Origin of the sequence: Burkholderia sp. Z1, from assembly GCF_014893795.1 — a bacterium.
GTDB classification, from domain to species: domain Bacteria; phylum Pseudomonadota; class Gammaproteobacteria; order Burkholderiales; family Burkholderiaceae; genus Burkholderia; species Burkholderia theae.
Map to the genome: position 1 here is coordinate 109,384 of NZ_JACFYL010000001.1, position 16,734 is coordinate 126,117.

14 protein-coding genes are annotated in these 16,734 nt (G+C 64.4%); 13 read left to right on the top strand and 1 reads right to left on the bottom strand.

Features of this window, described 5'->3' with window-relative positions; all coding sequences use genetic code 11:
• Positions 1-5 precede the first annotated feature (5 nt).
• From H3H55_RS00500 to H3H55_RS00550, 11 genes are all read left to right on the top strand, one after another.
• A complete protein-coding gene (locus H3H55_RS00500) occupies positions 6-1,136 on the top strand; it encodes an SLC13 family permease (protein WP_193097391.1) in 1,131 nt (376 codons plus the stop codon).
• A gap of 564 nt (positions 1,137-1,700) precedes the next feature.
• Positions 1,701-2,237, top strand: a complete 537-nt coding sequence (locus tag H3H55_RS00505) for an ATP synthase subunit I (RefSeq protein ID WP_129513369.1) — start codon at positions 1,701-1,703, stop codon at positions 2,235-2,237.
• Between the two features lie 112 nt (positions 2,238-2,349).
• Complete coding sequence (atpB, locus tag H3H55_RS00510) at positions 2,350-3,201, top strand: F0F1 ATP synthase subunit A (protein ID WP_129513370.1); 852 nt, start codon at positions 2,350-2,352, stop codon at positions 3,199-3,201.
• Positions 3,202-3,279: 78 nt separating this feature from the next.
• Entirely contained in the window at positions 3,280-3,549 is a 270-nt protein-coding gene (gene atpE, locus H3H55_RS00515; RefSeq protein ID WP_025990054.1) for a F0F1 ATP synthase subunit C, read from the top strand.
• A 127-nt stretch (positions 3,550-3,676) separates the two neighbouring features.
• Positions 3,677-4,147, top strand: coding sequence for a F0F1 ATP synthase subunit B (locus H3H55_RS00520; protein ID WP_048247917.1), 471 nt, complete (start codon positions 3,677-3,679; stop codon positions 4,145-4,147).
• Positions 4,148-4,149: 2 nt separating this feature from the next.
• Positions 4,150-4,689 (top strand): F0F1 ATP synthase subunit delta, encoded by a 540-nt coding sequence (locus H3H55_RS00525; protein WP_048247914.1) that lies wholly within the window; start codon positions 4,150-4,152, stop codon positions 4,687-4,689.
• A 48-nt stretch (positions 4,690-4,737) separates the two neighbouring features.
• On the top strand, positions 4,738-6,279 hold the full coding sequence (gene atpA / locus H3H55_RS00530) for a F0F1 ATP synthase subunit alpha (protein ID WP_096506711.1): 1,542 nt from the start codon (positions 4,738-4,740) through the stop codon (positions 6,277-6,279).
• 70 nt (positions 6,280-6,349) lie between these two features.
• The gene (atpG, locus tag H3H55_RS00535) at positions 6,350-7,225 is read left to right on the top strand and encodes a F0F1 ATP synthase subunit gamma (protein ID WP_193097392.1); all 876 of its coding nucleotides are present in this window, start codon (positions 6,350-6,352) and stop codon (positions 7,223-7,225) included.
• A gap of 66 nt (positions 7,226-7,291) precedes the next feature.
• Positions 7,292-8,686, top strand: a complete 1,395-nt coding sequence (gene atpD / locus H3H55_RS00540) for a F0F1 ATP synthase subunit beta (RefSeq protein ID WP_048247909.1) — start codon at positions 7,292-7,294, stop codon at positions 8,684-8,686.
• Between the two features lie 148 nt (positions 8,687-8,834).
• Positions 8,835-9,260 (top strand): F0F1 ATP synthase subunit epsilon, encoded by a 426-nt coding sequence (locus H3H55_RS00545; protein WP_048247907.1) that lies wholly within the window; start codon positions 8,835-8,837, stop codon positions 9,258-9,260.
• 243 nt (positions 9,261-9,503) lie between these two features.
• The gene (locus tag H3H55_RS00550; protein ID WP_193097393.1) at positions 9,504-11,231 is read left to right on the top strand and encodes an AMP-binding protein; all 1,728 of its coding nucleotides are present in this window, start codon (positions 9,504-9,506) and stop codon (positions 11,229-11,231) included.
• Positions 11,232-11,963: 732 nt separating this feature from the next.
• Here the strand turns inward: H3H55_RS00550 and H3H55_RS00555 are convergent.
• A complete protein-coding gene (locus H3H55_RS00555; RefSeq protein ID WP_193097394.1) occupies positions 11,964-12,764 on the bottom strand; it encodes a transporter substrate-binding domain-containing protein in 801 nt (266 codons plus the stop codon).
• A gap of 148 nt (positions 12,765-12,912) precedes the next feature.
• On the opposite strand from H3H55_RS00555, the gene hemE reads away from it, so the two are divergent.
• Together hemE and H3H55_RS00565 are read left to right on the top strand one after the other, a co-directional pair.
• Positions 12,913-14,007 carry a uroporphyrinogen decarboxylase gene (hemE, locus tag H3H55_RS00560; RefSeq protein ID WP_319022246.1) on the top strand — a complete coding sequence of 365 codons (1,095 nt, stop codon included), beginning with the start codon at positions 12,913-12,915 and terminating at the stop codon, positions 14,005-14,007.
• A gap of 448 nt (positions 14,008-14,455) precedes the next feature.
• Positions 14,456-16,717 carry a primosomal protein N' gene (locus tag H3H55_RS00565; RefSeq protein WP_193097396.1) on the top strand — a complete coding sequence of 754 codons (2,262 nt, stop codon included), beginning with the start codon at positions 14,456-14,458 and terminating at the stop codon, positions 16,715-16,717.
• Positions 16,718-16,734 lie beyond the last annotated feature (17 nt).

Below are 16,734 nucleotides of genomic sequence, written 5' to 3' on the forward strand. Positions count from 1 at the left end.
TGTCGATGGAGAAGACGGGCGCACCGGCGCCGCGCCGGTGGCTCGGATGGCTTGCGCAGGAGCCGGTACTGTCGGTGCTCGCGCTTGGCCTGATCGTGCTGCAATGGGTGCGCCCGCAACCATTTTCCGTGCTGGCCGGTCGCGTCGACTGGCAGACGGTCGCGACGCTCGCGGGCCTGCTGATGCTGACCAAGGCACTCGAGTTGTCCGGCTGCCTGATGTGGCTCGCACACCGTATCGTGCATCACGTGCACTCCGAACGCGGGCTCGCGATGCTGCTCGTCGTGTTCGCCGCGGTGCTGTCGATGTGGCTCACCAACGACGTCGCGTTGTTCGTCGTCGTGCCGTTGATGGTGTCGCTGCGTGCGCTGACGCCGCTGCCGTTCCGGCGGCTCGTGATCGTCGTCGCGCTGGCCGTCAATGCGGGGTCCGTCGCGACGCCGCTCGGCAATCCCCAGAACCTGTTCCTGTGGCAATTGAGCGGCGTATCGTTCGGCCACTTCGTGGTCACGCTCGGGCCGCTCGCGATCGCGTTGATGGTGCTGCTGCTCGCGCTGACCGCGTGCGCGTTTCGCGCGAAACCGCTCGACCTGTCGGGCGACGTTGTCGCGCTTCCGGTGCAGCGCATGCATGCGTTGATCGCCGCTGTACTGTTCGCCGCATTCGTGCTGCTCGCCGATGCGCACCATCCGCTGCCGGGCCTGGTTGCGGTCGCGATCATGCTGCTCGTCGTAAGACGTGATGCAGTCCTCAGGATCGACTGGCTGCTGCTGCTGATTTTCGTGCTGATGTTCGTCGTGCTGCGCAGCGCGGCTGCGCTGCCCGCCATCCATGACGCGATTGCGCGCGCCCAGCTCGATTCGCCGCTGCGTGTCTTTGCGGCCGGCGCCGTGCTGTCGCAAGGGATCAGCAACGTGCCGGCGGCCATCCTGCTGTCCGAATTCACGCGCGACTGGCGCGCGCTTGCATTCGGCGTATCGGTCGGCGGCTTCGGTTTCGCGATCGGTTCGCTCGCGAACCTGATCGCGGTGCGTCTCGCGAAGGAGCCGCGCATGTGGCTGCCGTTCCATCTCGTCTCGATTCCGTTCGCGCTTGCGAGCGCCGCACTGGGCGCGTGGCTGCTCGTGCACGGCTGAACGATGCGGGCGTGTGCGGCACAGGCGCGCCATTCGGGTGGTGGGGTGGGTGCACAGCGTTCGCGGTGGTTGCGGGGCTGTTGATAAGTGCGACCATCCACAGTCGATCGTCTGTGGTGGCATGACAACTGATTGGATGGATCGACGCACCAGCGTCCGATCGAATTTCGCGCATCGGGTGCGGCGGATCGGTTGCCGTGCCTTGCTTGTTCCGGTGCGTCGCACAGAACAATTCCGACCGGCTGCGCCACAGCGAATTTCCTGCGGGGATCGCGCCGCACCACCGACACGCGCGCCCAGCATCGTTTGCGCGCGATTCCATCGTCGACGCATTTTTCCCGGCAAGAAATACCTGCGCGAAAAACCGACCTTACAACTGTCATCGTACGTCGTCGGTTCGCCCGTTTTTCACATGATGAGGCGACGTTTTACGCAGATTTTTGTCGCGTCTAAAGCCTTGAATCACCTGCAACTATCGCTTACAATCGCCCGGATTTGTTAGCTAGGCACCCCCGAAAGCTTTCGGAAAGATTGGGGCGGATTGGGATTTTGCGGAAGGTTGCGATGGCGGGTCAGGAGGAGCCGAACAATGGGCACGACAAGCACAGCGCACGCCGTAATACCGCACCGGTTGTCGAGACGCGGCACGTAGCCGACGACGATTGGGATGCCGAGCAGCAAGACGACACAACAATCGTTCCGCTTACGCGGGCCGAAGCGGAAACGCTGTTCGGGCCGGATGTAAGCCGACCCTCGCGGGTCACGCCCTACCGGGTGGTGATCGCGCAAGTGGTCTTGTCCTTGGTTGCAACGCTGGCGTGGTGGCTGTTTTCCTCGAAGCCGCCGGGCGCCGCTGCGCAATCTGCATTTCTGGGCGGAGCGATTGGCTGGGTGCCGAGCGCATTGTTTGCGGCGCGTTTGAGGCGAGGCGGTGCCGACACCGTGATGGGTTGGGTGGTCGGCGAAGTACTCAAGATGGGTGCGACGATCGCGCTGTTCGTGGCGATCGCCGTGTGGTACCCCGGTGTGCACTGGGTGCCGTTGCTCATTACGTACTTGCTCGTGCTGAAAACGTACTGGATTGCGTTGGCCTGGCGATAGGCTGTGAGACCTTGCGCAGTTCGACAGGAACATGCGCAGGCGCGTTCCCGCAATAAATTGTTGCGGCGAAGCGGATAGACCGATTTTCGACAATTTGGGTGGCACTAACGATATGGCAACCAGCGAAGGCTCGCGTGCTCTGGATCCGTCCGAGTACATTGCGCACCACTTGCAGAATTTCTCCACCGCGCATCAGACGTCGATTTTCGATATTCACGTCTGGAATCTCGACACGCTGTTCTGGTCGATCGTCTGCGGTCTCGTTACGATCCTGATCCTGTACATGGCTGCCCGCAAGGCTACGCCGGGCGTGCCGGGTCGTTTCCAGTGCATGATCGAAATGATCGTCGAGATGGTGGAAGACCAGTCGAAAGCGGTCGTTCACGGCAATCGTACCTTCATTGCTCCGCTCGCGCTGACCGTGTTCATCTGGGTCGCGCTGATGAACTCCCTCGACTTTCTCCCCGTCGACCTGCCGGGCCGCGTGATCGGCTTGCTGGGTCTGTCGGAAGTCATCCCGCATCATCGCATCGTCCCGACGGCCGACCTGAACGGCACGCTCGGCATCGCACTTGGCGTCTTCGTGCTGATGATCTACTACAGCATCAAGATCAAGGGCGCGGGCGGCTTCGTGCATGAACTCGTGTCGGCTCCGTTCGGTGCGCATCCGCTGCTGTGGATCCCGAACCTCGGCCTGAACATCGTTGAATATGTCGCCAAGACTGTGTCGCTCGGCATGCGGCTGTTCGGCAACATGTATGCAGGCGAACTGCTGTTCCTGCTGATCGCGTTGCTGGGCAGCATGTGGGGTTTCGGTGCGGACGCATCGGTGCTGGGCTTCATCGGCCACATCCTCGCGGGCAGCATCTGGGCGATCTTCCACATCCTGATTGTTTTGCTGCAAGCGTTCATTTTCATGATGCTGACGCTGGTGTATCTCGGCCAGGCTCACGAATCGCACTAAGCAGCCGGACAATCAAGCAGGTTTGTTTTTAGTTTTTCTTTTAATTCCAGTTCCAAGTCTTTTCACAAAGGAGTGATCATGCAAGCTTTCATCGCCAACATCCAAGGTCTGACCGCTATCGGTATCGGTATCATCATCGGCCTCGGTGCGATCGGCGCCTGTATCGGTATTGGTCTGATGGGTGGCAAGTACATCGAAGCATGCGCACGTCAGCCTGAGCTGATCAACCCGCTGCAAACGAAGATGTTCCTGCTGGCTGGTCTGATCGATGCGGCGTTCCTGATCGGTGTCGGCGTGGCAATGCTGTTTGCATTCGCGAACCCGCTCCTGTCGAAGCTCGCAGGCTAAGGTTCCTCGGAAGATTTGCGCCAGCGATCGCCGGCGCAGGGTGGAACGGATGACGAGCGCCAATCGAATTCACATTCGACGCGCTCCTCCTCGTTTCAATTTCCGGAATAGCAGATAAGGAAACACCGTGAATCTTAACGCAACCCTGTTTGCGCAAATGGTCGTGTTCCTGATCCTCGCGTGGTTCACGATGAAGTTCGTGTGGCCGCCGTTGATCAACGCCCTCGACGAGCGCTCGAAGAAAATTGCCGATGGCCTCTCGGCCGCGGAAAAGGGTCAGGCGGAACTCGCAGCGGCGCACAAGCGCGTCGACCAGGAACTCGCGCAGGCCCGTAACGACGGTCAACAACGCATTGCCGACGCTGAAAAGCGCGCGCAGGCCGTTGCCGAAGAAATCAAGGCTCAAGCCCATGCCGAAGCCGCCCGCATCATCGCTCAGGCGAAGGCGGACGCGGATCAGCAAATCGTGAAGGCGCGTGAAACGCTGCGCGGCGAAGTCGCCACGCTGGCGGTCAAGGGCGCCGAGCAGATCCTGAAGCGCGAAGTCGATCAAACGGCCCACGCCGAACTGCTGAATCAACTGAAAGCCGAGCTCTGATCATGGCCGAACTTGCAACCATCGCCCGCCCTTACGCAGAAGCGCTGTTCCGCGTGGCCGAGGGTGGTGATATCGCCGCCTGGTCCACGCTCGTGCAAGAGCTGGCTCAGGTTGCGCACCTGCCCGAAGTGCTGTCTGTCGCGTCGAGTCCGAAAGTGAGTCGCGCGCAGGTCAACGAGCTGCTGCTCGCCGCGGTGAAATCGCCGCTCGCGACCAGCGCGGAAGCGAAGAACTTCGTGCAGATGCTGGTCGAAAATCACCGTATCGCGCTGCTGCCGGAAATCTCCACGCAGTTCGACGAGCTGAAGAATGCGCGCGAAGGCGCGGCAGACGTGCAGATCGTCAGCGCGTTTCCGCTCGAAGGCGCACAGCTCACCGACCTCATCGCCAGCCTCGAACGCAAGTTCAAGCGCAAACTGAAGCCGACGGTCGAGACCGATGCGTCGCTGATCGGCGGCGTGCGCGTGACGGTCGGCGACGAAGTGCTCGATACCTCGGTCCGCGCGCGGCTCGCCAGCATGCAGACAGCCTTGAGCGCTTGAGCGCCCAGGCAGCCGGCACGCAACAGAATTGACTATCAGGAGCGAATAATGCAACTCAATCCCTCTGAGATCAGCGAGCTGATCAAGAGCCGGATCCAGGGCCTTGAAGCGAGCGCAGACGTTCGCAACCAGGGCACCGTGATCTCCGTGACCGACGGTATCGTGCGTATCCACGGCCTGTCGGACGTGATGCAGGGCGAAATGCTCGAGTTTCCGGGCAACACGTTCGGCCTCGCGCTGAACCTCGAGCGCGACTCGGTCGGCGCGGTGATTCTCGGCGAATACGAACACATCTCGGAAGGCGACATCGTCAAGACGACGGGCCGCATTCTGGAAGTCCCGGTTGGTCCGGAACTCGTCGGCCGCGTGGTCGATGCGCTCGGCAACCCGATCGACGGCAAGGGCCCGGTCAATGCAAAGCTGACCGACGCGATCGAAAAGATCGCTCCGGGCGTGATCTGGCGTAAGTCGGTGTCGCAGCCGGTGCAGACGGGCATCAAGTCGATCGACGCGATGGTGCCGATCGGCCGTGGCCAGCGTGAGCTGATCATCGGCGACCGTCAGTGCGGCAAGACCGCGGTGGCGCTCGACGCGATCATCAACCAGAAGGGCAAGGACCTGATCTGTATCTACGTCGCGATCGGCCAGAAGGCTTCGTCGATCATGAACGTGGTTCGCAAGCTCGAAGAAACGGGCGCGATGGAATACACGATCGTCGTCGCCGCTTCGGCATCGGATTCCGCCGCAATGCAGTACCTGGCACCGTACGCCGGCTGCACGATGGGCGAATACTTCCGCGACCGCGGTCAAGACGCGCTGATCATTTATGACGACTTGACCAAGCAAGCCTGGGCATACCGTCAGATCTCGCTGCTGCTGCGCCGCCCGCCGGGCCGTGAAGCATACCCGGGCGACGTGTTCTATCTCCACTCGCGTCTGCTCGAGCGTGCGGCTCGCGTGTCGGAAGAGTACGTCGAGAAGTTCACGAACGGCGAAGTGAAGGGCAAGAGCGGTTCGCTGACGGCACTGCCGGTCATCGAAACGCAGGCTGGCGACGTGACCGCGTTCGTTCCGACGAACGTGATCTCGATTACCGACGGCCAGATCTTCCTGGAAACCGACCTGTTCAACGCAGGCATCCGCCCGGCAATCAACGCCGGCGTGTCGGTGTCGCGAGTCGGTGGCGCCGCTCAGACGAAGGTCGTGAAGAAGCTGTCGGGCGGTATCCGTACCGACCTCGCGCAGTACCGTGAACTCGCCGCATTCGCGCAGTTCGCATCGGACCTCGACGAAGCGACCCGCAAGCAGCTCGAGCGTGGCCGCCGCGTGACGGAACTGCTGAAGCAGCCGCAGTACCAGCCGCTGCAGGTGTGGGAACTGGCCGTGTCGCTGTACGCCGCAAACAACGGCTACCTCGACGACCTCGACGTCAAGCAAGTGCTGGCGTTCGAGAAGGGCCTGCGCGACAACCTGAAGACCAGCCACGCTGACCTCATCAAGCGCATCGAAGACACCAAGGATCTCTCGAAGGACGACGAAGGCGCGCTGCGCGCGGCGATCGAATCCTTCAAGAAGTCCGGTGCCTATTGATCCGCGAGTGACACACTGAGGCCGCGCGGGTGCTTGACGCGCCCGCGCCGCTTCGGTCAAGGAGCAAGCTATGGCTGGAATGAAGGAAATTCGCGGCAAGATCAAGAGCGTGCAAAACACGCGCAAGATCACGAAGGCGATGGAGATGGTGGCCGCATCGAAGATGCGCCGCGCGCAGGAACGCATGCGCGCAGCTCGTCCGTACGCGGACAAGGTCCGTGCCATCGCCGCGCACATGAGCCGCGCGAACCCGGAGTACCGCCACCCGTTCATGGTGGCGAACGAAGGCGTGAACACGGCCGGCATCATCCTTGTCACGACGGACAAGGGTCTGTGCGGTGGTCTGAACACCAACGTGCTGCGTGCGACGGTGCAGAAGTTCAAGGAGCTGGAAGAGAAGGGCCAGAAGGTCGAAGCTACCGCGATCGGTAGCAAGGGCCTCGGGTTCCTGAACCGCTTCGGCGCGAAGGTGATGTCGCAGGTCGTGCACCTCGGCGACACCCCGCATCTGGACAAGCTGATCGGCGCCGTGAAGACGCAGCTCGATCTGTACTCGGAAGGCAAGCTGTCGGCGGTCTATATCGCGTACACGCGCTTCGTCAACACGATGAAGCAGGAAGCCGTGATCGAGCAACTGCTGCCGCTGTCGTCGGAACACTTCGAAACGGATGACGGCACGCCGTCGACGTCGTGGGACTACATCTACGAGCCGGACGCGCAGGCAGTCGTTGACGAACTGCTCGTGCGTTACGTCGAGGCGCTGGTGTACCAGGCCGTCGCGGAGAACATGGCGTCCGAGCAATCGGCGCGCATGGTCGCGATGAAGGCCGCGTCCGACAACGCGAAGACGGTGATCAGCGAACTGCAGCTCGTGTACAACAAGAGCCGTCAGGCCGCGATTACGAAAGAACTGTCGGAGATCGTCGGCGGCGCAGCCGCTGTTTAAGCGCGCGCCCGGGACGACAACTGCGCCTTTGCGCGAGTAAAGAATCAGGTATTTAAAGGAAAAGCGATGAGTACTGCTGCTTTGGTAGAAGGCAAGATCGTACAGTGCATCGGCGCCGTTATCGACGTGGAATTCCCGCGCGACAGCATGCCGAAGATCTACGACGCGCTTATTCTCGATGGCTCGGAACTGACGCTCGAAGTCCAGCAGCAGCTGGGCGACGGCGTGGTCCGGACCATCTGTCTGGGTGCATCCGACGGCCTGCGCCGCGGTCTGGTGGTGAAGAACACGCGGAAGCCGATCTCGGTGCCGGTCGGCAAGCCGACCCTCGGCCGGATCATGGACGTGCTCGGCCGTCCGATCGACGAAGCTGGCCCGATCGAGAGCGAACACACCCGCTCGATCCACCAGAAGGCGCCGGCGTTCGACGAACTGTCGCCGTCGACCGAACTGCTCGAAACGGGTATCAAGGTCATCGACCTGATCTGCCCGTTCGCCAAGGGCGGCAAGGTCGGTCTGTTCGGTGGTGCTGGCGTGGGCAAGACCGTCAACATGATGGAGCTCATCAACAACATCGCGAAGGAACACGGCGGTTACTCCGTGTTCGCGGGCGTGGGCGAGCGTACCCGTGAAGGGAACGACTTCTACCACGAAATGAAGGACTCGAACGTTCTCGACAAGGTCGCGCTGGTGTACGGCCAGATGAACGAGCCGCCGGGCAACCGTCTGCGCGTTGCGCTGACCGGCCTGACGATGGCCGAGCACTTCCGTGACGAAGGCCTCGACGTGCTGTTCTTCGTCGACAACATCTACCGTTTCACGCTGGCCGGTACCGAAGTGTCGGCACTGCTCGGCCGTATGCCGTCGGCAGTGGGCTATCAGCCGACGCTGGCTGAAGAAATGGGCAAGCTGCAAGAGCGCATCACGTCGACCAAGAAGGGCTCGATTACGTCGGTCCAGGCCGTGTACGTCCCTGCGGATGACTTGACCGACCCGTCGCCGGCGACGACCTTCGGCCACTTGGACGCAACCGTCGTTCTGTCGCGTGACATCGCTTCGCTGGGTATCTACCCGGCGGTCGACCCGCTCGACTCGACGTCGCGCCAGATCGACCCGAACGTGATCGGTGAAGAGCACTACACGATCACGCGTCGCGTTCAGCAGACGCTGCAGCGCTACAAGGAACTGCGCGACATCATCGCGATTCTGGGCATGGACGAACTGTCGCCGGAAGACAAGCTGTCGGTCGCGCGTGCACGTAAGATCCAGCGTTTCCTGTCGCAGCCGTTCCACGTTGCTGAAGTGTTCACGGGCTCGCCGGGCAAGTACGTGCCGCTGAAGGAAACGATCCGTGGCTTCAAGATGATCGTCGACGGCGAGTGCGATCACCTGCCGGAGCAGGCGTTCTACATGGTCGGCACGATCGACGAAGCCTTCGAAAAGGCCAAGAAGATCCAGTAAGGGTCATGTGATCGGAGTAAGCGCTGAAGCGCTCACTCCCGCCGACCGCCGCAGGGCAAGAGTCAGTGCTGAGGCGCTAACTCTTGCCAACCGCGGCATGGGGCGGGGGTAAGTGCCAAAGCACTCACTCCCGCCGACAGGAGTCGATATGGCAACCATCAAAGTAGACGTCGTCAGCGCGGAAGAGCAGATCTTCTCGGGCCAGGCGAAATTCGTCGCGCTGCCGGGCGAAGCGGGTGAACTGGGCATTCTGCCGGGCCACACGCCGCTGATCACGCGGATTCGTCCGGGTGCGGTGCGCATCGAAGTCGAGGGCGGCAACGACGAATTCGTGTTCGTCGCGGGCGGCATTCTCGAAGTGCAGCCGGGTGCCGTGACGGTGCTCGCCGATACCGCGATCCGCGGCAAGGACCTCGACGCGGCGAAAGCCGAGGAAGCGCGCAAGCGTGCCGAGGAAACGCTGCAGAACGCGAAGTCGGATCTCGACCTCGCGAAAGCGCAATCCGAGCTCGCGACCGCGATGGCGCAGCTCGAGGCGATCCAGCGTCTGGCGAAGATTCGCAGCCGGCACTGAGCCGCGCCGCGTATCCCGCGAAAGAAAGGCAGCCTTCGGGCTGCTTTTTTTTCGTCTGCCGTTTGCGCGCCAGGTCGTTTCGTCCGGTCGTGCTATTTCATCCGTCCGCCGCGATTTGATGTCAGAGTGTTGTCAGCAGAGCGGGTCATCATCCGCGGTGAGGCTGTCCGTCGCGATCGCGGCGGCGGAGGCGGGCGCCGGAAGTGCGCGCGGGCCGATCGGACAAAAAGGACGGAGACATTCATGGCAGCAGACCTTGGCGTAGCGGCGCTGATCGCGCCCGAAAACGGTTTGTCGTACGTGCGCGGCGCGACCGACGTGCCGCTATCCGAAGCGACCATCGGCCGCTTCCTGCTCGACACGGCCGGCCGCTTCCCCGACCGTTTGGCCGTCGTGTTCCGCGAGCAGCAGGTGCGCTGGACCTGGCGCGAGTTCGCGAACGAGGTCGACGTGCTGGCGGCCGGCCTGGCCGCGCTCGGTATCGTGAAGGGCGATTGCGTCGGTATCTGGTCGCCGAACCGCAGCGAATGGCTGCTGACGCAGTTCGCGACCGCCCGGATCGGCGCGGTGCTCGTCAACATCAATCCGGCCTACCGGCTGTCGGAGCTCGAATACGCGCTGAACAAGGTCGGCTGCAAGGCCGTGATCGCGGCCGAGCGCTTCAAGACTTCCGCGTACGTCGAGATGCTGCAGACCATCGCGCCCGAGCTTGCGACCGCGACGCCGGGCGACCTGCATGCGGCACGTGTGCCGAGCCTGCGCACGGTCGTGTCGATGGGCGACGTCGCGCCGGCCGGCATGTTCCGTTTCGCGGACCTGATGGCGCGCGGCCGCCAGGCCGTCGATTCCGCGCTGCTCGATGCGATCGGCGCGACGCTCACGTCCACCGACGCAATCAACATCCAGTTCACGAGCGGCACGACGGGCAGCCCGAAGGGCGCGACGCTCACGCATCGCAACGTCGTCAACAACGGGCGCTCGATCGCGACGGCGATGCGTTTCACCGAGCAGGACACGCTGTGCATTCCGGTGCCGCTGTACCACTGCTTCGGGATGGTGCTGGCCGTGCTCGCTTGCGTGTCGAAGGGCGCGGCGATGGTGTTCCCCGGCGAAGCGTTCGACCCGGTCGCGACGCTCGCGGCGGTGGCCGACGAGCGCTGCACCGCGCTGCACGGCGTGCCGACGATGTTCATCGCGGAGCTCGATCATCCGCAGTTCGCGACCTTCGAGCTGTCGACGCTGCGCACCGGGATCATGGCCGGCTCACCGTGCCCGATCGAGACGATGAAGCGCGTCGTGTCGCAGATGCACCTGTCGGAGATCACGATCGCGTACGGGATGACGGAGACGAGCCCCGTGTCGTTCCAGAGCTCGACCGACGATCCGCTCGAGAAGCGCACGACGACGGTCGGGCGCATCCAGCCGCATCTGGAAGTGAAGATCGTCGATCCGAGCGGCGAGATCGTGCCGGTCGGCGCGACGGGCGAGCTGTGCACGAAGGGGTATTCGGTGATGCTCGGCTACTGGGACGACGACACGAAGACACGCGAGGTGCTGGTCGACGGCTGGATGCATACGGGCGATCTCGCGACGCTCGACGCGGACGGCTACTGCAACATCGTCGGCCGGCTGAAGGACATGGTGATTCGCGGCGGCGAGAACGTCTATCCGCGCGAGATCGAGGAATTCCTGTTTCGGCATCCGAAGATCCAGAGCGCGCAGGTGTTCGGCGTGCCCGATGCGAAATACGGCGAGGAGCTGTGCGCGTGGATCGTGCTGCGCGCGGACGAGCAGATGACCGAGGACGACGTGCGTGCGTTCTGCAACGGGCAGATCGCGCACTACAAGATTCCGCGCTATATCCGCTTCGTCGACGAGCTCCCGATGACGGTGACGGGCAAGGTGCAGAAGTTCGTGATGCGCGACCGGATGATCGAGGAACTGAAGCTCGACGTGCAGAAGACCGCGTAAATCGGCCTGGCGGCTCGGCGGCCAAAAAAAAAGCGCGACGACCTGAAGGCCGTTGCGTTTTCGATGGACGAAAAAAAGCGGGCTTATTAGCCCGCTAAAAACCACACGCTACGGGGTTAGCGCGAGGAGACCAAAGATGAAACCGAGTCCGGCGGGGGGCCGGAAACGACTCCAACAGGGATGCCCCTGGGAAGGGCTTCGGTACGTGACCGACTGGCTCGCAGCGCTTCGCGTCCGCTCACACTTGGCACACGAGACCGCATCCGTGTTGAAACCGTTGAGGCCATTGTGGGCGAATTAATGACCCGTCGCGGTAACAAAGTGTTTCAGGTTGTAACGCCCGCCAGATAAGGCTTCCCGGGATTTTTTGCTGTTTTCGTGATTCTGAAAAAGGTCATTTTTACCCATATTTTCCTCAGCGTTTTCATCGCATGCGCACGATGCGTTTTTCATGCGTATCAGGCTCGATGAACTGCCGATTTGCACGCGAGAAAGTGCGCCGCGCGGCAGATACCGCGCATGACGATTCATTCGTCGGAAAGATTTTGAAACGTGATTGGAATGCGCGGAAGTCGGCCGTTCAGCCAATTCGGCGGTTTCGGGCGGGTTTCTCGCCGCCGGCGTGCGGCGTCGAAGTGTAACGGCGGTCGGCCGGCCACCGCCGCGCAGCCACTTTTACGGGCGGCGGCCACGGGGTCGGTGCCCGTTATCGGCCGCCGCGCGCCGGCTCGCTTACTTCAGCCACTTGTCCGAAATCGCCTGGTATTCGCCGGTCGACAGCGCGAGATGCAGCCACTGGTCGACGTACTGCTGGAACGCGACATCGCCGCGCGGCACCATGTATGCCTTCTCGCCGAACTGGAACGGCTTGTCCGGATGCACCGAGCACAGGCCCGGATTCAGCTTTTGCTGCAGCAGCGTCTCGGACGCATCCGTCACCATCACGTCGGCCTTGCCCGCGAGGATCTGCTTGAAGATCGTCACGTTGTCCGGATAGACGGTCAGGTTCGCGTGCGGGAAATACTGCTTCGCGAAACGCTCGTTGGTGCCGCCCGGGTTCACGATCGCGCGCGTTTCGGGCCGGTCGATCTGCGCGACGGTCTGGTATTTGTCGGCGTCCGCGCAGCGTGCGATCGGCGTCTTGCCGTCGACCACGTACGGCTGCGTGAAGAACACGCGCTTCTGGCGCTCGAGCGTCGTCGAGATGCCGCCTACCGCGATGTCGCACTTCGCGACGAAATCGCCGGTCAGGTTCGACCAGCTCGTCTTCACGTAGTCGGTCTTCACGCCGAGCGACTTCGCGAGCGATTCGGCCATGTCGATGTCGATGCCCTCGAAGCGGCCGTCCGCGCGGTAGTACGAATACGGCTTGTAGTCGCCCGTCGTGCAGACGCGCAGCGCGCCGCGCGCGAGCACGTCGTCGAGCCGCGAGCCGGCGCCGGGTGTGGCCGCGGCGGCGCCCGCACCGGTCTGCGCGTGCGCGGCGGCGCAGCAAAGCAACGCGGCCGCGGCGAGCGTGGCGAATGTCTTCATCGGTCTCCTCCTTCGTGTCGTTCGATATGAGCGTCCGATCATAACGGAGCCATCGCGCGCGTCATATGGCCGCCATCGCGTCGGATGCGCAGCCCGGCGGCGGCAGTCCGGTAAAATGCCGGTTTGCTCTCGCATCGTCGCTCCTACCGTGGCCCATACCCTGCTCAACGACACCTTCCTGCGTGCGCTTCTGCGCGAGCCGACCGACTACACGCCGATCTGGCTGATGCGCCAGGCCGGCCGCTACCTGCCCGAATACAACGCGACGCGCGCGCGCGCCGGCAGCTTCCTCGGTCTCGCGAAGAATCCCGACTACGCGACCGAAGTGACGCTGCAGCCGCTCGAGCGCTTTCCGCTCGACGCCGCGATCCTGTTCTCGGACATCCTGACGATTCCGGACGCGATGGGGCTCGGCCTCGACTTCCAGGTCGGCGAAGGGCCGAAGTTCGCGCACCCGGTGCGTACCGAGGCCGACGTCGCGAAACTCGCGGTGCCGGACATCGACGAGACGCTCGGCTACGTGACCGGCGCGGTGCGCGAGATCCGCCGCGCGCTCACCGATGGCCAGGGCCGCCAGCGCGTGCCGCTGATCGGCTTCTCGGGCAGCCCGTGGACGCTCGCGTGCTACATGGTCGAAGGCGGCGGGTCGGACGATTTCCGCACGGTGAAGTCGATGGCGTATTCGCGCCCCGACCTGATGCACCGGATCCTCGACGTGAACGCGCAGGCGGTGGCCGCGTACCTGAACGCGCAGATCGAAGCGGGCGCGCAGGCCGTGATGATCTTCGACACGTGGGGCGGCGCGCTGGCGGACGGCGCGTACCAGCGCTTTTCGCTCGACTACATCCGCCGCGTGGTCGCGCAGCTCAAGCGCGAGCACGACGGCGAGCGTGTGCCGGTGATCACGTTCACGAAGGGCGGCGGGCTGTGGCTCGAGGAAATCGCGGCGATCGGTGTCGACGCGGTCGGGCTCGACTGGACGGTCAACCTCGGCGCCGCGCGCGAGCGCGTCGCGGGGCGCGTCGCGCTGCAGGGCAACCTCGACCCGACGATCCTGTTTGCGCCGCCGGCCGCGGTGCGCGAACAGGCGCGCGCGGTGCTCGACAGCTACGGCAACCATCCGGGCCACGTGTTCAACCTCGGGCACGGCATCTCGCAATTCACATCGCCCGACCACGTCGCCGAACTCGTCGACGAGGTGCACAACCACAGCCGCGCGATCCGTAGCGGAGCCGCCGGCTGAACGCAAGCGCCGTCATGCTGCACTGCAGGGTGACGATGTTTCGTTATTGAAACTAAACAGGGCGCAACCCCGCACCGGTTGCCGATTCGTTGCTTGTCAAGACTTGACTTATACACATTTTCCACGTTGCAGCGCGGTAGAGCCCCGTATCGGTCAATTTGTCTCGCTATGGTCTGGTAATTTGAATAGCAGCCTTATGGAATAAGGCTCCGCGGGGCGCCGCAACAAGCGGCGAAAAACGGCGGAAAGCACGGCCCCGCGCGCGTTGCGGCCATTGAGCGACGAGTTCTCAACAAAGTTATCCACAGGCTGGGCAGGGTATACGGCGATTCCTAATGCGAATCCAAAACTTAGCGCCGAATCTGAAGTTTTACTTTAAGTTCGCTGCCGCGATGCGGACGCGGATGCAAGCCGTCCACGCGGCGCGTGCCGCCGCCGGAGCGCGTTGATGGACGGCACCTACCTGCGCGTCGCGCTCGACCATCCGCTTGCGACCCTGTTCGACTACCGCTGCGACGCGCAGCCGGCGCCCGTGCCCGGCACGCTCGTGCAGGTGCCGTTCGGCAAGCGGCAGGCCGTCGGGCTCGTTTGCGAAGTGACGACTCACACCGACGTGCCGCCGTCCCGACTGCGCGCGATCGACGCGATCTGCTCCGACCTGCCGCCGCTGTCGGCGGACTGGCTCGCGCTCGTGTCGTTCGCTGCCGACTACTATCAGCGCGGGCGCGGCGAGGTCGCGCTGCCGGCCCTGCCGCAAGCGCTGCGCGACGCCGGGCGCTGGGGGCGGCTGCTCGCGCCCGAGGTGCGCTACCGGCCGACGGACGCGGGCCGCGCGGCACTGCCCGACGCGTTGCCCGCGCGCGGTGCCGCGCTGCGGCGGCTCGCGCAGGCGCTCGTCGATACCGGCTCGCTGACGCTGCCCGATGCGCGCGCGCTGCATCCGAAGGCGGCCGCGACGCTCGACGACTGGGCGGCGCGCGGCTGGGTCGACGTCGAGGAGATCGGCTGGGCCGATACGCCTGTGCCCAAAGCTGTGGATAACCTGTCGACAACCGGTGGACGAACTGTGCCGCCGGCGCTCACCGACCAGCAGGCCGAGGCGCTCGACGCGATCCGCGCCGCGCAGGGCTTCGCGCCGTTCCTGCTGCACGGCGTGACGGGCAGCGGCAAGACCGAGGTCTATCTGCATGCGCTCGCGTCGCTGCTCGATGCGCGGCCGGACGCGCAGGCGCTCGTGCTCGTCCCCGAAATCAACCTGACGCCTCAGTTCGAGGCCGCGTTCCGCGCACGCTTCGCCGGGGCGCTCGCCGACGACGCGATCGTCACGCTGCACAGCGGGCTCGCCGAGGGCGAGCGGGCGCGCAACTGGCTCGCCGCGCATACGGGCCGCGCGCGGATTGTGCTCGGCACGCGCCTCGCGGTGCTCGCGTCGATGCCGACGCTCGCGCTGGTCGTCGTCGACGAGGAGCACGAGCCTGCGTACAAGCAGCAGGAAGGGCTGCGCTATTCGGCGCGCGATCTCGCCGTGTGGCGCGCGAAGCAGCTCGGCATCACCGTCGTGCTCGGTTCGGCCACGCCGTCGCTCGAAACCTGGTGGCAGGCCGAGCAGGGCCGCTACACGCGGCTCACGCTGTCGCGCCGCGCGGTGGCCGACGCGACGCTGCCGACCGTGCGGCTGATCGATCTCGAAGAGGAGCGGCGGCGCGGGCGCGCGTCGTTGGGCGGGCTGTCGGGGCCGCTCGTCGCCGGGTTGAAGGGGCGGCTCGAGCGCGGCGAACAAAGCCTCGTGTTCCTGAACCGGCGCGGTTACGCGCCGCAGCTCGCGTGCGACGCATGCGGCTGGGTCGCGGGCTGCCCGCGCTGCAGCGCATACGTCGTGCTGCACAAACCCGAACATGCGCTGCGCTGCCATCACTGCGGCTGGGAGTCGCGCATTCCGCGGTCGTGCCCCGAATGCGGGAACGTCGACATCGCGCCGCTCGGGCGCGGCACGCAGCGCATCGAGGAGGCGCTCGCCGAAGCCGTGCCGGGCGCACGCGTGCTGCGGATCGACGCGGACAGCACGCGCCGCAAGGGCAGCGCGCAGGCGCTCTTTTCCGACGTGCACGCGGGCGAGGTCGACATCCTCGTCGGCACGCAGATGATCGCGAAGGGGCACGACTTCCAGCGCGTGTCGCTCGTCGGTGTGCTCAATGCCGACACCGCGCTGTTCTCGCACGACTTCCGCGCGAGCGAGCGGCTGTTCGCGCAGCTGATGCAGGTGAGCGGCCGCGCGGGACGCGCCGGGCTGCCGGGCGAGGTGCTCGTGCAGACGCGTTACCCGCGCCACGCGCTGTACCACGCGCTCGGGCGGCAGGACTACATCGGCTTCGCGAATTCGACGCTCGGCGAGCGCCGCGATGCGCACCTGCCGCCGTTCGTCTACCAGGCGCTGCTGCGCGCCGAAGGACGCACGCTCGACGCGGCGCTCGCGTTCCTGCTGCAGGCCGCGGCCGCGTTGCCGGGGCTGCCGGGCGCCGATCGCGTGACCGTGTACGACGCGGTGCCGATGACGATCGTCAAGGTCGCGAACGTCCACCGCGCGCAGTTGCTGCTCGAAAGCGCGTCGCGGGCGGCGCTGCAGCATGCGCTGCGCGCGTGGCAGCCGGAACTGCGCGCGCTGAAGGGCGTGCTGCGGTGGAGCGTCGAAGTCGATCCGCTGGATATCTGAGCGGCGCCCGCGCGGCC

Coding starts and splice junctions, on each gene's coding strand:
- H3H55_RS00500 (WP_193097391.1), top strand. CDS start 6: ATGGAGAAGACGGGCGCACCGGCGCCGCGCCGGTGGCTCGGATGGCTT.
- H3H55_RS00505 (WP_129513369.1), top strand. CDS start 1,701: ATGGCGGGTCAGGAGGAGCCGAACAATGGGCACGACAAGCACAGCGCA.
- atpB (WP_129513370.1), top strand. CDS start 2,350: ATGGCAACCAGCGAAGGCTCGCGTGCTCTGGATCCGTCCGAGTACATT.
- atpE (WP_025990054.1), top strand. CDS start 3,280: ATGCAAGCTTTCATCGCCAACATCCAAGGTCTGACCGCTATCGGTATC.
- H3H55_RS00525 (WP_048247914.1), top strand. CDS start 4,150: ATGGCCGAACTTGCAACCATCGCCCGCCCTTACGCAGAAGCGCTGTTC.
- atpA (WP_096506711.1), top strand. CDS start 4,738: ATGCAACTCAATCCCTCTGAGATCAGCGAGCTGATCAAGAGCCGGATC.
- atpG (WP_193097392.1), top strand. CDS start 6,350: ATGGCTGGAATGAAGGAAATTCGCGGCAAGATCAAGAGCGTGCAAAAC.
- atpD (WP_048247909.1), top strand. CDS start 7,292: ATGAGTACTGCTGCTTTGGTAGAAGGCAAGATCGTACAGTGCATCGGC.
- H3H55_RS00545 (WP_048247907.1), top strand. CDS start 8,835: ATGGCAACCATCAAAGTAGACGTCGTCAGCGCGGAAGAGCAGATCTTC.
- H3H55_RS00550 (WP_193097393.1), top strand. CDS start 9,504: ATGGCAGCAGACCTTGGCGTAGCGGCGCTGATCGCGCCCGAAAACGGT.
- H3H55_RS00555 (WP_193097394.1), bottom strand. CDS start 12,764: ATGAAGACATTCGCCACGCTCGCCGCGGCCGCGTTGCTTTGCTGCGCC.
- H3H55_RS00565 (WP_193097396.1), top strand. CDS start 14,456: ATGGACGGCACCTACCTGCGCGTCGCGCTCGACCATCCGCTTGCGACC.